The sequence below is a fragment of the Vibrio sp. AK197 genome, from assembly GCF_053903115.1.
In genome coordinates, this window is sequence record NZ_CP096429.1 from 565,436 (window position 1) to 582,470 (window position 17,035).

Annotated in this window: 18 protein-coding genes; 10 read left to right on the forward strand and 8 right to left on the reverse strand. The window is 45.2% G+C overall.

All coding sequences use genetic code 11. From position 1 onward, the window contains the following. The first annotated feature begins 3 nt into the window (after positions 1-3). Complete coding sequence (locus tag M1D72_RS02605) at positions 4-810, forward strand: arylamine N-acetyltransferase family protein (RefSeq protein WP_456295457.1); 807 nt, start codon at positions 4-6, stop codon at positions 808-810. A 50-nt stretch (positions 811-860) separates the two neighbouring features. Here M1D72_RS02605 and M1D72_RS02610 read toward each other — a convergent pair whose 3' ends face one another. Next, a complete protein-coding gene (locus M1D72_RS02610) occupies positions 861-1,166 on the reverse strand; it encodes a hypothetical protein (RefSeq protein ID WP_456295458.1) in 306 nt (101 codons plus the stop codon). 378 nt (positions 1,167-1,544) lie between these two features. On the opposite strand from M1D72_RS02610, the gene M1D72_RS02615 reads away from it, so the two are divergent. Together M1D72_RS02615 and M1D72_RS02620 are read left to right on the forward strand one after the other, a co-directional pair. Then, the gene (locus tag M1D72_RS02615; protein ID WP_456295459.1) at positions 1,545-2,600 is read left to right on the forward strand and encodes a hypothetical protein; all 1,056 of its coding nucleotides are present in this window, start codon (positions 1,545-1,547) and stop codon (positions 2,598-2,600) included. A gap of 253 nt (positions 2,601-2,853) precedes the next feature. Next, positions 2,854-3,834 carry a hypothetical protein gene (locus M1D72_RS02620; RefSeq protein ID WP_456295460.1) on the forward strand — a complete coding sequence of 327 codons (981 nt, stop codon included), beginning with the start codon at positions 2,854-2,856 and terminating at the stop codon, positions 3,832-3,834. Between the two features lie 57 nt (positions 3,835-3,891). Here M1D72_RS02620 and M1D72_RS02625 read toward each other — a convergent pair whose 3' ends face one another. The 3 genes from M1D72_RS02625 to M1D72_RS02635 form a co-directional block, all read right to left on the reverse strand. Then, a complete protein-coding gene (locus M1D72_RS02625) occupies positions 3,892-5,229 on the reverse strand; it encodes a c-type cytochrome (RefSeq protein ID WP_456295461.1) in 1,338 nt (445 codons plus the stop codon). A 66-nt stretch (positions 5,230-5,295) separates the two neighbouring features. Further along, complete coding sequence (locus M1D72_RS02630; RefSeq protein ID WP_456295462.1) at positions 5,296-7,560, reverse strand: molybdopterin cofactor-binding domain-containing protein; 2,265 nt, start codon at positions 7,558-7,560, stop codon at positions 5,296-5,298. Further along, positions 7,557-8,021, reverse strand: coding sequence for a (2Fe-2S)-binding protein (locus tag M1D72_RS02635; protein ID WP_390195820.1), 465 nt, complete (start codon positions 8,019-8,021; stop codon positions 7,557-7,559). The genes M1D72_RS02630 and M1D72_RS02635 overlap by 4 nt, the downstream gene beginning before the upstream one ends. A 728-nt stretch (positions 8,022-8,749) precedes the next feature. On the opposite strand from M1D72_RS02635, the gene M1D72_RS02640 reads away from it, so the two are divergent. Continuing rightward, positions 8,750-9,925, forward strand: a complete 1,176-nt coding sequence (locus M1D72_RS02640; protein WP_456295463.1) for an XdhC family protein — start codon at positions 8,750-8,752, stop codon at positions 9,923-9,925. Between the two features lie 62 nt (positions 9,926-9,987). Continuing rightward, entirely contained in the window at positions 9,988-10,566 is a 579-nt protein-coding gene (locus M1D72_RS02645; protein ID WP_456295464.1) for a nucleotidyltransferase family protein, read from the forward strand. Between the two features lie 72 nt (positions 10,567-10,638). On the opposite strand, the gene M1D72_RS02650 is transcribed toward M1D72_RS02645, so the two are convergent. Then, the gene (locus tag M1D72_RS02650; protein WP_456295465.1) at positions 10,639-11,394 is read right to left on the reverse strand and encodes an SDR family NAD(P)-dependent oxidoreductase; all 756 of its coding nucleotides are present in this window, start codon (positions 11,392-11,394) and stop codon (positions 10,639-10,641) included. A gap of 102 nt (positions 11,395-11,496) precedes the next feature. Here M1D72_RS02650 and M1D72_RS02655 point away from each other — a divergent pair, with 102 nt between their 5' ends. After that, positions 11,497-12,390, forward strand: coding sequence for a LysR family transcriptional regulator (locus tag M1D72_RS02655; RefSeq protein WP_456295466.1), 894 nt, complete (start codon positions 11,497-11,499; stop codon positions 12,388-12,390). A 59-nt stretch (positions 12,391-12,449) separates the two neighbouring features. Here the strand turns inward: M1D72_RS02655 and M1D72_RS02660 are convergent, their stop codons facing one another. Beyond that, positions 12,450-13,382: a LysR substrate-binding domain-containing protein gene (locus tag M1D72_RS02660; protein ID WP_456295467.1), complete on the reverse strand. Its 933-nt coding sequence runs from the start codon at positions 13,380-13,382 to the stop codon at positions 12,450-12,452. Between the two features lie 100 nt (positions 13,383-13,482). Here M1D72_RS02660 and M1D72_RS02665 point away from each other — a divergent pair, with 100 nt between their 5' ends. Then, positions 13,483-13,917: a DMT family transporter gene (locus M1D72_RS02665; RefSeq protein WP_390195806.1), complete on the forward strand. Its 435-nt coding sequence runs from the start codon at positions 13,483-13,485 to the stop codon at positions 13,915-13,917. Positions 13,918-13,923: 6 nt separating this feature from the next. Next, on the forward strand, positions 13,924-14,391 hold the full coding sequence (locus M1D72_RS02670; RefSeq protein ID WP_456295468.1) for a DMT family transporter: 468 nt from the start codon (positions 13,924-13,926) through the stop codon (positions 14,389-14,391). Positions 14,392-14,422: 31 nt separating this feature from the next. Here M1D72_RS02670 and M1D72_RS02675 read toward each other — a convergent pair whose 3' ends face one another. Continuing rightward, positions 14,423-15,103: an RES family NAD+ phosphorylase gene (locus tag M1D72_RS02675; RefSeq protein ID WP_456295469.1), complete on the reverse strand. Its 681-nt coding sequence runs from the start codon at positions 15,101-15,103 to the stop codon at positions 14,423-14,425. After that, positions 15,094-15,495, reverse strand: coding sequence for an MbcA/ParS/Xre antitoxin family protein (locus M1D72_RS02680; RefSeq protein WP_390195797.1), 402 nt, complete (start codon positions 15,493-15,495; stop codon positions 15,094-15,096). The genes M1D72_RS02675 and M1D72_RS02680 overlap by 10 nt, the downstream gene beginning before the upstream one ends. Positions 15,496-15,759: 264 nt before the next feature. On the opposite strand from M1D72_RS02680, the gene M1D72_RS02685 reads away from it, so the two are divergent. Further along, positions 15,760-16,209, forward strand: a complete 450-nt coding sequence (locus tag M1D72_RS02685) for a MarR family winged helix-turn-helix transcriptional regulator (RefSeq protein WP_390195794.1) — start codon at positions 15,760-15,762, stop codon at positions 16,207-16,209. A 76-nt stretch (positions 16,210-16,285) separates the two neighbouring features. Beyond that, positions 16,286-17,026, forward strand: a complete 741-nt coding sequence (locus M1D72_RS02690) for an SDR family oxidoreductase (protein ID WP_456295470.1) — start codon at positions 16,286-16,288, stop codon at positions 17,024-17,026. Positions 17,027-17,035 lie beyond the last annotated feature (9 nt).

The following is a 17,035-nucleotide window of genomic DNA, read 5'->3' on the forward strand; positions in this document are numbered from 1 at the left end:
GCGATGTCGATATTATTTGATGATTACCTTGCTGAGCTGCAACTGGTGCCACCAGAGCAGCCGAATTTGGCATTTTTGAACCAGTTTATTACTCGGCACATAGCGTCTTTCAGTTTTAATAGCGTTTATTCAGTGCTTGGGAAAACCATGCCTCTTGAGCTGGATGAGCTGCTAGAAAAAGTGGTGAGCCAAGGGATGGGCGGTTACTGCTTTGAACACAATAAGATTGCTTTTGAGTTCTTGAGCTCGCTTGGTTACTCCACTCGCTTGGTTGTGGCGCGAGTTTTAAACAATCAAGATCGTTCAGCGCCTAGGACGCATCGTTTTACTGTGGTTGAACTCAACCAAAAAAGCTACCTAGTTGATGTTGGCTTTGGCTCTGCCTGTCCAATAACCGCGATTGAATTTGGCGAAGTGTGGCAACGGTCTGGGTTGGATCGTTATCTCATACGTGAAATCGAAAATCGAGAGTTTGAGCTGGTGGTTGAGAAGGAAGGCGGGCCTTTTGTTCTCTATCGTTTTGATTTGGCAAACTACAGTGAAGCTGATTGCCAAGTCGGGCATTTTTATTCACACCAGCATCCGGATGCGGTGTTTGTAAATAACTTGGTTGTGAGCCAAAAATCGGCGAATGAGGTTTGTGTTCTGACCAACGAAACTTTACTTACTCGCTCAGCTACCCAACAGACGGAGCAGGTAATGGATACTTCGGATAAACTTCATCAAGTACTCACTCAACAATTCAAGCTGAATATTGAAGTGGACGAATCCCGACACCTGTTTGAACGCTGTATTGAGACAAAGCTTTAGTCATAGCGAGCACCGAATAACAAAGCCTACCGTAACGTAGGCTTTGCTGCTTATGGCCAGGCGCGTTTTTTCGCCCCGCCATTCGCTTTTATCATTTCCATGGTTTTTTTCGATTGATCTTCAATGGAACGAAGTTGCTGGGTGACTTTATCTTCAAATTCGTGATTGTGGACATCCAATGGTTCATGACTAGATGGTGACTGAAGCTGGTGCACAATCTGAACCAGGTGCTTATTTTGTTGTTCAAGAGCGTTCATTTTAGCGGACAGCTCTTTTAACATTTGGTTCTGATCTTGAATCTTTGATTCGATACTATTGAACGCTTGAAGTATCTGACCAATGTTCTGCTCTGGCATCAAAATCCCCCTATTGATCTAAACGAAAGTAGTTAAAGTATAGGTCAACATTCCATGCCCATATGCAACTAAGTTTTTATTGGTTTGTTCTAGAGTAAACTCGACCAGCAGGGTTGTGTGTGCAACTATTCATAATATTGTTAATTAAATGATTGAATCTTCATTTAATGGCATGCTAAGCCGTCTGGTGCGCCATTCTACATTGAACTGTTTACATTCATCGTTTGTCACTAAGCTGCGCAAGCGTCATACCTACATTGCAATGAGTGTAGATATAGGGAAATCATATCAGTTTCTGCTAATGAAATTTCTAACTTTTTGTTTTGCTGCTGCACATACACTTCTAAAAGGTACACACACCTAGCAAGGAGCAAAGTGATGACAGTCATAGTCGGAAGCAGTAATAAGGATGGAAGCGGCAGTGCATCCAATCTAACGCCAGAAAATGGCTTAGAACTTAATATGGAATATGCAATCTACGAGAACGGGTGGGGAGGTGGTGTTTACTATCAGCATCAATATGACAACATTCACGTGTCACAGGAGTGGGATGACTGGGGCTACTACTCAAGAGCTCAGTTTATAAATACCGGTGAATGGAATGCGGATGGATTGAAAGAAATCTACATTCATGATGATGGCCAATCTTTGATGCTGGAAGACGAAAATGAAGAGGGGGATATTTATATCGGGAATTTTGCGGATGTGTCGCTTACGCTCACTGAGGACTTTGTTTATTACTGGAGTAGTAATATTTATGTTAGTGGCGCAAAAAGAGGGCATATTGATGTATCTGAATTAGACTATGGCGTTAATTTATACATTGAGCCGCAAAGTAACGGGCCATCTTGGAGCAATTTATTTACGGTAACAACGTCTGATGATGATGATCAGGTGAGTTTTACTTCTACAGATGACCATCAAGGAACCAATTGGACAGAATTCAATGTGTCTCTCAATGATGGAGACGATACATTTATCTACCGACTTGAAGAAGCCAGTTCTCAATACCAAACACGTTATGTGGATGGCGGCGAAGGGTTTGATCAGTTAGTGATTTACGAGGATGCGGAAAATCTAGAATTTGCTAATTTCGAATCTATATCTGGGAGTCGCTATTATTATGATGACTATGACTATGAATATGAATATGAATATGAGTATGAGTATGAAGATGACTACGAGAATAACGTTACGTTGACCTTGAATGAGGAAATATTGATTGCCAATAACGCAGATGCTTCTTTGTTAGAGATTCAAGATCTCGCTGTCGAGTTTGCGGATGATTACGATAGTATTTATACCACCGAAAGACGAGGTTATGAATACGAGTATGAATATTACGAAACGGAGTATTACGTCATTATAACCTACGATGACCAGACTTACGGTTTAGTCACCAATACATTAGAGGGCTGGGAACTTGCAGCATAATATAGAAAATAAAAGGGAATACCGACAGTATTCCCTTTTTTAATGTCAATTTAAGCCATCATTGGATGACATACTTTTGCTTATCGATAAACTCATCTTTTACCACTAAGTGATTAATGTTTCATATAAATTTAGATAAGTAATTTATTAGTAAAATTACATTAGGTAATGCTAATTTAATTTCTAACTTTTAGTTTCGCTTTCAGGCATACACTTCTTATAGGTAATAAAACCTCTTAAAGGATCAGAAATTATGACGGTTATTGTAGGAAGTAGTAATACTGATGGTAGCGGCAGTGCATCGAATTTAACCCCCGATAATGGGCTAGAACTTAATATGGAATACACTAGTTACGATGGCAGTTGGGATGGTAGTGGTGGTGGAGGGACATATTATAACGAACGATACGATGATATTTATATTTCCCAAAGTTGGGACCATTATGGCTATGAGAGTATTGAATTCAGAAATACAGCAGAATGGAATCATCAAGGCTTAAAGGAAATATCGATTAATGATGATGGTATAGCACTAGTTTGTGGACAGTATGGGAACCTCTATGTCGGAAACTTTGTCGATGTGTCTTTAACGTTGACGAGAGATTTGAGCGATGAAACCGGAAGTCTTGTCGTTGTCGATGGTGCGAAACGTGGAGAAATTGATGTTTCTGAGATGAATGATGGCGTGGACATGTACATTATACCGCAAAGTAACAGCGCGTCATGGAGTAATCTATTTACGGTAAATACGACAGATAGCAGTGATTACTTAGATTTTATTTCTGAAAACCAAGGTTCTCATTGGACGGAGTTTGACGTATCACTTAACGGTGGTGACGATTATTTCAGTTACAGACTCGATGCTTCGAGTTCATCACAGCAAATGCGCTATGTGGATGGAGGCGACGGAATTGACACTCTGAACGTTTATAAAAACCCAGACGATTTATCGTTTTCCAATTTTGAGGTAATCGAAGGTCAGGGTGACTATACGTTAACATTGGATGAGCAGCTGTTGTCGGGAAACAATGCTGATACTGCACCACTAACAGTCAACGATTTAAGCATTGAATTCGCTGAAGGCTACGACTATTTATATGCCACATACGATCAAGTCTATGACGACCCTTATGAGGGCGATGAAATCGAATATACGGTTGTCGTTTCTTATGATGATACTGCTTATTACGTATTAACAGACAGTCTAAATGAAGGTTGGGATCTCGTTGTTTAGGCGTCTAAAAAAGGGAATACAAACTGTATTCCCTTTCAAATACCTGAATTTATTCAATTAGCGCATTTGTAAAATAATCACTTCACTGCTGGCAGGGTCTGTGTCTTCACGCATTGCCTTTACATCGTCAACACTGACTTCGCCGCCATTGTTACCCCATGTTGTGCGGACAAAAGACAAGACCTCAGCGATCTCTTTGTCTGACAACTGTTGACGGAACGGAGGCATGCGATAAGCATCTGGCACACCGTGCGCGACTGCGCGTCCAGAGCCATTTAATGTGACGTTAACTGCTGAAGAGTCATCAGACACCAGCATGGACGTTGCCCCAGCCAGAGGTGGAATCCAAGGTTTGTGCCCCATGCCATCACTGCCATGACATGCGCTACAACGTGTCATGTAAGTTTCTGCGCCTGGCAGTTTCGCCAGTTCACCAGATACTTTTTGTGGTTTGTGCTGCCAAGGTTCGCCATCTTTTTCTGGATTACCAGGGAGTGATTTCAAGTAGTGAGCAATCGCGTACAAATCATCGTCAGTCATAAATTGAGTTGAATTATTGAACGCATCTGTCATTGAACCATAAACAACAGCGTGTTCATTACGCCCATTTTTCAGGAATTGATAGACGTCTTCTTCACTCCAACGTCCTAGCCCGGAGTTAGGATCGTTGCGCAAGCTTGGCGCGTACCACCCATCAAGTGTTGCACCAGAGACGAATTGATCACTGCTTTCATCCAGTGCTTTTTCTTGCATCGCGAAACCACGAGGCGTATGGCAGCTACCACAGTGCCCGGGTCCTTGTACGAGGTAAGCACCACGATTCCATTGCTCGTTTTGGCCCGCTTTCGGCTCATAAGTGCCTGAGTCAGTAAACATGACACTCCAGAAGGCGAGTGGCCAGCGCATGTTAAGTGGCCAAGGAATATCGGTTTCTTGGTTGGTTTTTTTCACGGGTTCCACATCATTCATGAAATAAGCGTATAGCGCTTCAATATCACTATCTGGCATTTTTTCATACGATGGGAATGGCATCGCTGGGTATAAACGGTCGCCATCTTTGGCAACGCCATGACGCAGCGCTCGATCAAAGTCAGCCAAACTGTAGTTGCCGATACCGGTTTCAGGGTCAGGCGTAATATTGGTACTGTAAATGGCGCCAATTGGGGTGCCCATTGGTAAGCCACCGGCAAAAGCGGGCTCATTAGGCACCGTATGACAAGCCACACAGTCGGCCAAATGGGCGACATATTGACCACGTTCAATCAGCTCTGCTGACGCGGGTTTGCTTTCGGCTTGTGTCGACTCAAAGGCCGACTCAGGCGTACGTGTCACAAACCAGCTAGTGATAGCCGCCAACACGACTATCACTGCGATTATGATGGTTGATTTTTTCACAAATCCCTCTTCTTTTGGTCTTTTTCGAGGTTCAAATTCCAGTGTTTAGATAACGTTTTTGAGTCTCTAAGCCTCAAGTGACACACTTGATAACGGCATGCTACGAATACGTCTGCCCAATAGTTGGGACACGGCATTGATCACTGCGGGTGGAACGGATGGTAGTCCAGGTTCACCAACGCCGCCCATTTCTGCGCCACTTTCAACAATGCTCACATGCACATCTGGCATTTGCGTTGGGCGAAGAATCGGATACATATCGTAGTTACGAGCCTGAGGTTTACCATTGGTGTAAACCGCTTCTTCCATTAAAACTTGCGAAACACCCAGTGCGACGGCAGATTTAACCTGCGCTTCGACAATCGCAGGGTTGACGATTGAACCAGGGTCCAAGGCTTCCCAAACGTTGTGAACACGAACTTGACCATTGTCTATAGACACTTCAGCAATCGATGCCGCGTGTGATCCAAATGGAGATGCCATTGCAATACCACGCGCACGTGTCGTGCCATCTTCTGCGGTATAAGGACCTCGTTTCCAGCCGCCTGATGACTCAACCACCACATCCAGTAGATGAGAAAGTCGAGCGTTATCTTGCAGTAACTCTTTACGCAACTCATAAGGGTCGCTGCCAACGTTGTCGGCAATTTCATCAAAGAAACACTCGTAGACAAAGTCATTCATTGAGTTGCCAACAGAACGCCAGTAAGCAAGCATGGCTGGGTTTTTCACATAGTCATAACCGATGCGAACATTCGGAATGTCATAAGCTTTTCCACTGAGACCTTCAACCGCAGTAGGATCCACTTTGCCATCAGTATGGCCGTATATACCATCGGTTGGCCCTTCGGTTGAGGAGATGATTTCCAGGGCTTGAGGTTTATTGTCGTTAATGGCTGCGCGCATTTTTACGGCTGCCATCGGGCGAAGTGGATCGCGCAAGAACTCTTCTTCACGGCTCCAAATCAGCTTGATAGGTTTACCAACCGCTTTAGCAAGTTCGATTGCTTGAGGGTAAGGGCTGCCATTTGGATACAAGAAATGACGACCAAAGAAGCCACCCAAAATGGATGAGTGAACATTGATTTTATCCTCTGATAACCCTGTGCGTTTTGCAATATCACCAAGGAATACATCTGGCGCCTGGTTTGGCATCCAAACGTCTAAGGTGCCATCAGAATTAAAGCGAGCGAGTGCCGAAGGTGGCTCAAGTTGCGCATGGTGAACATATTGCGTGCGATAAGTGGCCGTTAACAAAGAATCATCGGAAGCGTCGGCTAACACTTTTGGTGCGTCACCTTTAGTTTCTGCATCGATGCCTTTTTCTGTGCGGCTAGCAAGCATGTCGTTAAACGCTTCAGTGGAGAAGTCACTTGGCATGTGTCGAGCGCCGTTCTTCTCATCACCTTTTGATTCGAGCCATCTCACCTGTACCCCTTCGGCTGCACGCTTAGCATCCCACCAGTGCTGTGCGACTACGGCGACGGCGCCGTCAAGTTTGTGGACAGAGTGAACACCGCGCATCGCTTTGACTTGATCCATGTTGACAATCTCGCCGACACTCATACCCAGACGAGGCGCATGTTGCACTGCGGCGTGCATCATTTCGTCGACTTTCATATCAATGGTGTAATCGGCTTTACCTGTCGATTTCATGTAGACATCGAGACGGTCAACCGATGAACCAATCCAACGGAAGTCTTTGGGATCGCGAAGCTCAATGCTGTCAGGATCTGGAACCGAAATTTCCATGGCCAATTCAGCCAATTGACCATAAGTGTAGGAACGACCAGTTTTCGCGTGAATGACTTTACCTGGTTCAGTCGTCAGTTCTTCAATACCGACACCCATGTGTTTAGCACCAGCTTGAAGCAGCATGTTACGGGCTAGGGCGCCGAGCTTACGCATCACTGGGTAGCTAAAACGTACCGACATACTGCCGCCCGTAATACGGCCAGCACCGTTGGTCATGACTTTGAAGTCAGGGCCGGTTGGCGCATTTTCTACGATAAAGTTGGCTGGATCGGCATCGAGCTCTTCACCGATAATCTGGGCCATAGCGGTGAAAATGCCTTGCCCACCTTCGACGAACGGACTTTGAAAATAAATTTGGTTATCGGGTGTGATGCGCAAAAAGGCTGGAACGCGAGTGCCTGCAGGCATGTTCTCTTGCTGAGCAGCGCGAGCTTGACGCAGCGGAATACCTACACCAAGCACAAAAGCACCGGCTGCGATGCCCGCAGAAGAAAGAAGAAAACGACGCCGTGAAACATTAACGGGGGTCTCCTGATTGACCTCGGAGAGGGCTTGATCCTCTATTGGCTTTTTCATGCATTGCTCCCAGATGGTTTACCAGTTAAATCTTCGATCGCAACGTCGATAGCGTTATACGTACCGCAACGGCACAGGTTACTGACGACAGCGTTGATTTCGTCTTCACTTGGATTCGGGTTTGACTTCAAAAGAGAAGTCACAGCCATGACTTGACCTGATTGGCAGTATCCACATTGTGGTACTTGATGCTTGGTCCATGCAGAGACAACACGTTTACCAACATCGTCTTGTTCAATCGCTTCAATCGTGGTGATTGATTTTCCTTCAGCGAGTGACGCTGGCATCACGCATGAACGCATGACTTCGCCGTCGATCATGACAGAGCATGCACCGCATTGAGCTAAACCGCAGCCAAATTTAGTGCCTGTAAGGCCTAGATTGTCACGGATAACCCAAAGCAACGGTGTATCTTCTGCCACGTCTACATCGTATGTTTGGTTATTAATCTGTAATTTCATGTTGTCATCATTGCTCCATGTAAGTTCGACACACTTATTATTGTTTTAAATGTATAGAGTTAGATCCGGTGTCTAATTTTCATGCGTCGAATTGAGTGTGATTGGCTATAAGTTTAGCCAACATATTTGAATGTCGATATGATAAAAAGGTGTTGCTGTATGTTTAAGAACCATGATCACATCAATACATAGTTATTATAAACATTTAACAAACATTAGGGGGGAATTACAATTGCTCTATTGATTAACTAGGCTTATTAGTCCTATTAGTAATTCACGGTAATTATTTCTTTTTGCTAAAAAACGCTGCTGATAATAAAGGCATTAGGAGACTGAAATCTGAAATAAATTGATGGGTTTCTCTGTCTTAAGTTTTCACGTTTAAAGAAAAGATACTCGCTGGTTTATGTTGGTTAACATATTGTTTTATTTGTAATTAAAAAATTTTGTTCATATTTTTTTCGCTTCATTTAGCGCAGGGTTACTCACGGATTGATTATTTCTCCTCCTAGCTGTTTGTCAGTATTGAATGTTATTTAATAAGAATCATTCGTAATTATCTCCTTTTATTTTTTATTTCAAGCGAGTCGCGTCCAGCTTTAGTTTGTTTGAGTATTGTAATAGTCTGATAAAAAAGCTTGTTCAAAATGTTGGAATTATGTACTTGGCTAAAATCGGCAACGGATTTGGTTTTGAACACGTTTACTGAGCAAAATGGGAGAGCGTTTATGTCAGGACTTAGTGCCTTGGTTAAAGCCATTCACAATGATATTGGCACGGGGAATGAAGCTGTCCTTGCGACTGTCGTGAAAGTTGAGGGGTCAGCGTACCGACGCCCGGGGGCGAGAATGGTGATTTCTCAATTCGGCACTCAAGGGGCAATTAGCGGAGGATGCCTTGAATCGGAGGTTGCTAAAACCGCTTGGTGGTTGACCGAATCCGGTCCAGTGATCCGCGCTTATAGCACGGCCGAAGAAGATGAAGACGGCGATGTCGCTCTGAGTTTTGGCTTAGGTTGTAACGGAACTGTCCATGTGCTCTTTGAACGTGTGAGCTTAGCAGATAACCATCTATTGGTTGACACATTATCGCAGGTTGTTGATGAGGATGTCCCTGCGGTAGTTGCGACTGTGATTAATCCAGGCGCTGACACTGGTCTCAGTATCGGCCAACGTTTGTTGAAAGTAAAAGGCGAACCAGCGGTTGGTGATTTTAACCAGCCGGAGTTAATGCCGAAACTGATGCAGGATCTCGAGGTCACGATGCAAGGGCAACGTTCATCACTGCATTATTATCAGTTGGGTGACCAACAAGTCGAAGTCTTTGTTGAGTATGTTCGACCGGTACCAAAATTGGTTATTTGTGGCGCTGGCTATGATGCTCAGCCTCTCGCTAAAACAGCCAAAATGCTCGGCTGGCATGTGAGTGTGTTGGATGGGCGTTCACATTTTGCAACCCGTCAGCGCTTTATGGAAGTGGATAACATCCTGGTCGCGGATGTCGAGCAACCTTTTGAGTATCAAAGCCTCTTCGAGGGAGCGGCAGTGGTGGTGATGAGTCACAGCTTGGTGCAGGATGCCTATTGGCTACAAGCCGCGCTTCACAGTGATCCGGTATATATCGGCCAACTTGGGCCGCGAGACCGCACTGAAAAGCTGCTGCAGCAAATAGAAGAGCAATATGGTTTGTTACCGGCGCTGACCAAATTGCATTACCCCGTAGGCCTTGATCTGGGTGGGGATACGCCAGAGAGTGTCGCGATCGCCATTCTCGGTGAGATCACTGCAAACAGTTACGGGCGTAATGGTAAAAGCCTTAAATTTAGGCAAGATAAAATTCACGACCCAGATCCGGTGATACGTTCGCAATTGACGAAGCAGTCGCTAAAGTCAAAGCTTGATTAATTCATCCGTAGGAGTTGATCATCAGTTGGTGTTACTTGAGATACGCAAAGGTTTGTTCGTTAATGAACGCTAAATCATGCATCGCTTTGGTGCTTGCCGGAGGTTTTGGGCGCCGTTTTGGTCGTGACAAACGCGCATCACGTTTTTCGGATGAGCAAACACTTATCGCCGCAAGCGTTAAGCATATAGATCCGATTTTCAGTCAGCGCCGTGTGGTGCTGCGCCGAGGAGACGTTCCAACCAATCTTGGCTTAAGTCGAGAGACAGAAATCATTTATTCAGATCAATCTGAACGCGGCCTGGGAGCTAGCCTCGCAGTTGGTGTGGCTGAGCTTCAAACCTCGGATGCAGACGCGGTAGCGATTTTTCTTGGTGATATGCCTTGGATATCATCACACACACAGAAAATGCTTGTTCAACAGGCCGATACCCGCACAATTGTTATCCCGTGTTATCAAGGAAAAAAGGGGCACCCGGTTGTGTTTGGCCGTGAGTTTTGGAACGAGTTGCAGCAGTTAGATGGCGATCAAGGTGGTAAAGCCATTATCCAGCGTTATCAGCAGTATTGTGTTTACGTCGACGTTAACGATGACGGAATATTGCGTGATGTTGACCATGAGGAAGACCTTTTAAGAGGCTGAATATTTCTTAATGCTTAGTTAAGCCGAGCGCCGATGCTCGGCTTATTAATAGAACGCACCTGTTAATGGGAGCTATAAGAACATGCCACCAGATGCTTCAATGCGTTGTCCTGTCACCCAATAGCAATCCTCGCTAAGGAGCTGAGCAACCACGCCTCCTATATCATTGGGTAAACCGGCTCGTTGTTTCGCAGTAACGCTTGAAACAAACGCATTCATTTGTTTGTCATCGCGTACTCTTCCTTGCGAAAAGTCAGTCTCGATAGCGCCTGGTGCGAGAGTATTCACACTAATCCCTCTTGAACCCAATTCTTTAGCCAAGTAGCGGGTCATGACTTCAACGCCACCTTTCATCATCGCATAAGCACTCGAGCCGGGAACACTAAATCTGGCCAAACCAGACGAGATATTCAGTATATGTCCAGCATCACTGAGATGCCCAAGCAGTGCTTGAGTTAAAAAGTAGGGCGCTTTGAGATGGATTTGATATAAGTCGTCAAATTCATCCATGCTGGTTTCAGAAAAGGAGCGATGGAGGCCGGTTCCCGCGTTGTTAAGCAAGTAATTAAAGTCTTGACGCGAAAATGTTTGGCTGAGCACAGTCTCGAGTTGTTGAACAAAGCCGGGGTAGGCGTTGAAGTCTCGCGTATCAAGTTGAATCGCCGATGCTTTTTGCCCGCGTTTCTCGACCTCTTTGACAACCTCTAACGCCGCCTCTTGGTTTTGTAAATAAGTGATAACAATATCGACGCCACGTTCGGCTAACGCCAGTGCACTACTACGCCCTAAGCCACGACCCCCGCCTGTAATTAATGCTAATTGTGTCATGATGCTTCCTCTTTGTTGTTGACGAGAACCAGACTAAACGAGATGATTGATTTGATATATATGACCAATTTGATATCACTGTTCACTTAAAGAGAACAAAGAATGGATAAACTCGAATGCATGAAGCGTTTTGTTGTGGTCGCACAAACTTGCAGTTTCACACGAGCTTCAGAGCGGTTGGATGTACCTAAATCGGCTATTTCAAATGCGATTACGCAACTGGAGGCTCTACTCAATACACGGTTATTACATCGAAGTACCCGTCGTGTCACCTTGAGTGCAGCAGGGGAGCAGTATCTGCCACAATGCATTAAACTACTTGAAGAATTTGATGCGCTCGAAGAGCAGTTTCAGCAGCAGACCGAACAAGTCGAAGGAGTCGTTCGGGTTGATATGCCAGGTCGGTTTTATAGCGCTGTTGTTGCGCCACGTTTGCAGGAATGGTTTGCCATGCATCCGAACACGAACATTCGTTTAATGGGGGCGGATTTTCGCATTGATCCCGTCAAAGAGCGTGTCGATTGTGTGGTGCGAGTCGGTGAGCTCGAAGACAGTGAATTGGTTGCTCGACCGATAGGAAAAGTCGCCATGATCAATTGTATCAGTGCCCGCTATGCGAAACGTTATGGCGTGCCAAAAACCTTAGAGCAGTTACCGAATCACTATGTGGTCGATTACCAACCCTCAGGCCGTGGGCTGAAGAGTGTTTTTGAATATGTTGATGATGGAAAGACACATTTTTTGGCAGTACCGAGTCTGGTTTCAGTGAGTACGACCGATGCGTATTTAGCGTCTTGCCTCGCTGGGTTGGGAATTGTCCAGCTGCCTAGGCACGGCGTTGAAAGTGAGCTCGCGAGCGGAGAGTTGATCGAAATTCTCCCTGAGTATGTATGTCAGTCAATGCCATTGACGCTGCTTTATGAGTCGAGACATTATGTGCCTAGGCGCGTTCGCGCATTTATGGATTGGCTGGTCAGCGTCGTGACGGTGAAATAGACTGGCCGCTTTTTATAATTAGGTATCAAATTTAATCCGTTAACTCACTCATATGGTGTTCATAGTTGCCAATAAGCGGGTGAACCGTAGACTTCTGTAAAGTAATCAATCACGGTTCGCACATTAAGCGGTGGGTGGCGAACATTGGGATAAATGGCTGCGACATGCTGCGGCTGAGTATGAATCGCTGCTTGATGATTCGGTAATACTTTACACAACTGGCCGTTTTTTAATTCATTGCCGATCAACCAGTCAGGAAAAAGGATGATCCCCATTCCCTGTAACGCGGCGGTGAGTAGGCTGTCGGAGTTATTTGAAGTGAGATACGGAGTGATAGGGCACTGCACCCAACCCCCATTCTTGTTTTGTACCAGCCAGCGATTCGGACCTTGAAACCCTTTGTAGACTAAACATTGATGCTCACATAGCGCTTCGGGCGTCTCAGGTTGACCATGCTGAGCTATATAGTGTGGCGATGCCGCTAAATAGTAATGCTGACTGGCCAGAACCTTGGCATGAAACGAAGAGTCGCCCAGTTTGCTAATACGAAACATCAAATCAGCGCCTTCTTTTAATGGGTCGATAAACTCGTCTGTTAACGTTAAATCTACGGATAACTTAGGGTAACGCTGATAAAGATTGGCTAGCCATGGTGCGATGTGGCGTTGACCAAAAAATACTGGAGCATTGATTCGAACAAGACCAGTAGGTTCGGCGACGCGGTCTTGTAGTTGCTCCTGCGCTTCATCGAGCTGCTCTACCACATTTTTTGCATAGTCAAAAAACAGTTTACCTGCCTCTGTCGGAATCACGGCTCGAGTATTGCGATAAAAAAGTTGCTGCCCAAGCGCATCTTCAAGCTGGTGAATCGTTCGAGATATCATTGACGCAGAGACGTCTTCTCGCCTCGCGACCACCGAAAAGTTTTGAGCATTAAACACGCTGATAAAAAAGCGTAACGCGCGAATATCAATAGTATTAGTACGGTTCATTTGTGCATTTTTTGCAAAGGTGATTGCTAGATTATGTCGTTTTTCTTGCTAATTAGCCAATGTATCATTCACGGGTTTTTTCATAACATGGCGCATTGATATGCAATTTTTACTTATTCTTATCGTAATCATCGGGGGGATGGGACTTTCCGTCGAGGCTGGTTTGCTGGGCCCGCTTGGCGAACAAGTGGGTCACCTTTGGGCGACGCTTAGCATCTTTGGCGTAGGCGCTGCATTGACATTTTTATTGATGCTGTTTTTTAGCCCGCGTAACAGCCCTTCGTTTTTTGAACAGCCTTCATGGCAGTTACTTGGCGGCCTTTTGGGAGCTGGCTATGTGGTCATTTTGACGGTGGTAACACCAGCGATTGGTATCGCAATGACCATGATTGGGATCTTGGCGGGACAGATCGGCAAAAGTGTCATCATTGACCACTACGGATTACTGGGTACAGAGCGCCGCAAAGTCGATAGCCATCGGCTAATTGCGATGGGTTTTATTGTGTTAGCGTTAATCCTCATAGCGCAAGGGTAGAGTAATATGACAATTATAATGATTGTATTGAGCATCATCGGTGGTGCTTTATTGAGTATTCAGGCGGCTATTAACGGTCAGTTAGGGAATAAAGTTGGGGTGTTTCGTTGTGCGTTTTTGACATTTTCAGTCGGAGCCTTGGTAACGGCGTTACTGATCTTTTATTTTGAGCCGAATCATGCCGTCACTTTGATGGATGTGCCTAAATGGCAGTTATTGGGCGCTATGTGCGGGGTGCCTTATATTGTCATTATGGTTATCGCAGTACAACGAATTGGTGTCGCGGTATCGACCGTTGCGGTGATTTTTGGTCAGCTTCTAATGAGCATGTTAATCGATAACTTTGGGTGGTTTGGGAATAGCGAAATCACACTCTCTGCCCCTAGAATTGGTGCCATTATCTGCTTAGCGGCCGCTTTGTACTTTATTTATGCCAGTAGCCGAAAATCAGTCTCTGTCGCCACGGCGGAATGATCATCAAAGAGCCACATTATTGTGGCTCTGATTACAAACAAAGGTGATCCACTTTATTCACCTCTGAAATGCTGTCACCATCCCAAATCATTTCTAAAAGGTAGCTTTGGACGACATCCGATACGGGTTTAGGAGTAAATAACGCCCAGCATTCGCCGTTTTCATCTCGCACTGAAGGGTAATGTACCGCTTGGAAATCTTGCTGCTTAAGCTCGCGAGCCAGTTGTTGTGAGTCGATGTAACTGCTTGGATTGAGCACCGCCTCTTGAGCGGTATCAATATGATAAATCGGTGCTGCCTGGTGAGTGACAATTAAACCTCGAAACAAAAACCGATCATAACCGAGCCCTTCGACATTTTGCCAATATTGCTGTTGATGATGACGTACTTCTAGTGCTGCCGTTTGCTCGGTTGAAGCGATATACAGCGCGCCAAAAAGTCCATCGCTGAAGCGGCCGCCTGACGGATTAATGTGGGTAAAAGGCGCAATAGCAAAGCTCCTTCCTCGTTGGCACTGATAAGGTATTTCGTCGGGCGCTATCAGTGTTACATCACCCACCTCGTCGCGTAAGCGTGGGTTGGTCATCGCTTGAATTGCGTATAATTTGTCAAAATCCTCTGCATCAGCCACATCATCGAAGAGTGAAATTGGTGGATACTTGGTGTTAACTAAACGGTAACCCTGCGACGCTTTTACCTCTTTTATCCCCACAACCCACCTCTTAACGCATCAACACGTCGCGCAACTTCATACAGATCGCCAAATTTTCCGGATTCGATAATCTCAAGTGGGCTGCGACCTGCAAAGTAGTCGTTGTGGTTTTTCATTTTCATAAATCCACTGACGTTTTGAGGATTACTGAACACGATGCGCAGTGCCTGATGGATGTTAAGTAGGTAACTAACGCGTTCAAGTTGGTCATCGCTGAGCCGTGTTGTTTCAGGATTCGCTTTGTATTTGTGATAAGACGACTTGGACAACTTGAGAATTTGTTGGCTTTGCAGCGCGGAGCATCCCCAAGAGGCGAGAATATTATCAGCGGCTTTAAACCCTGCGATGGCAAGTGATTGACCGTTGTGTTGTTCGGTTTTTGTCACTTTCATAGTTAAGTCTCAATATGGATTTATTTTGAAATATAGTTCATTTATGGACTTTTGTAAATAAATCGATCGATACGACTTAGCGCTGGAAACCAAGGTTACTGAAGGTGGAAAAGCCCATACAAGCTTGTTTGATGAGGAGTTCAAGCTGGTTGTTATCCCTTACCGAGGTTGCAGTTAAATGAGAATAGATTTCGATTCGACTTGACAGTTAGGATTATAGTTGTGTATACAACTATAATTATTCGATGCTGTAAAAGAGCTTATATGTCTTTGTATGACCATACCGATTCGCTGGGTTTCCTAACGGGTCTTTCCAGCCGGCTGTTTAATAACCAACTTGCGGTTCGCTTTCAACAAGCGCAAATCGACATGACGCCAGAACAGTGGGGAGTGTTGGTGGTCCTCATCGAACATCAATCGATGACCCAAGCTGAGCTCGGAGAGAAGCTGTATTTGGAAAAATCGAGCGTGAGTCGCTGTGTTGATGGCCTCGAGAAAAAAGGCTGGATATTAAGAGCCAAAGATCCAAACGATAGTCGCAAGAAAAGAGTGTCCGCAACGCAGAAAACCGCCGAAATTGCGACGCGATGCGCTGAAATTGCTTCTCAATTGCTCGATGAAGCCCAGCGAGGTGTCTCAGAGCAAGTGCTGGAAAACAGCCAGCAAATGCTTGGTCATGTGATTAAGAACTTAAGGCAGATGAACCATAATTAACAGTCGCGTAATGCGGTCTGAATGAACATTCGCGGTTTCGCGAACAATTAACCCTCAATCCTATATGGAGCTTATTATGACAAAACGTAACGTGCTTATTACTGGTGGAGCTCGAGGTATCGGTGCTGCTTCAGCGAAAGCCTTAGCTGCTGCTGGAAACCGAGTTTTTATTAACTTTGTAAACAGCAATCAAGTTGCCAGCGATCTCGCTGAAGAGATCACTCGCAACGGAGGGGAAGCTCATATTATTCAAGCTGACGTTCGTGATGATACTCAACTAAAAGCGATGTTTGCTACGGTGGAACAGCATGGTGGCGTGGATATTTTGGTGTCTAACGCGAATATGAATTTCACGTCAAAACCATTTATGGAACAGACGTGGGATGAGTTCGCACAGAAACTTAACGATGAAATGCACGCAGCCTATGCCTCAGCGCAGCTTGCAGCGACTTCGATGAAAGCCAAAGGGTTTGGCCGCTTAGTGTTTATTTCGAGTACGCTTTCTGAAAGCCCGGCACCTAACTTCATTGCTCATGGTTCAGCGAAAGGTGCGTTGGATAGCTTCAATAAGTACTTAGCTCAAGAGCTGGGGCCATTTGGTATCACTTCTAACATTGTCGCGCCAGGACTGGTTGCTACCGATGCGACTAAAGATGCGCCTGAAGAGTTTAAAGAAATGATCCGCTTACATACGCCAACACAAAAGATTGCAACGCCAGAAGATGTTGCCAACACGGTTAAATTCTTATGTGATGAAAACAGCGGTCACGTCACGGGAACCTATACGCCAGTTTGTGGTGGCGCTTATTTGCCATAAAAAAATCCC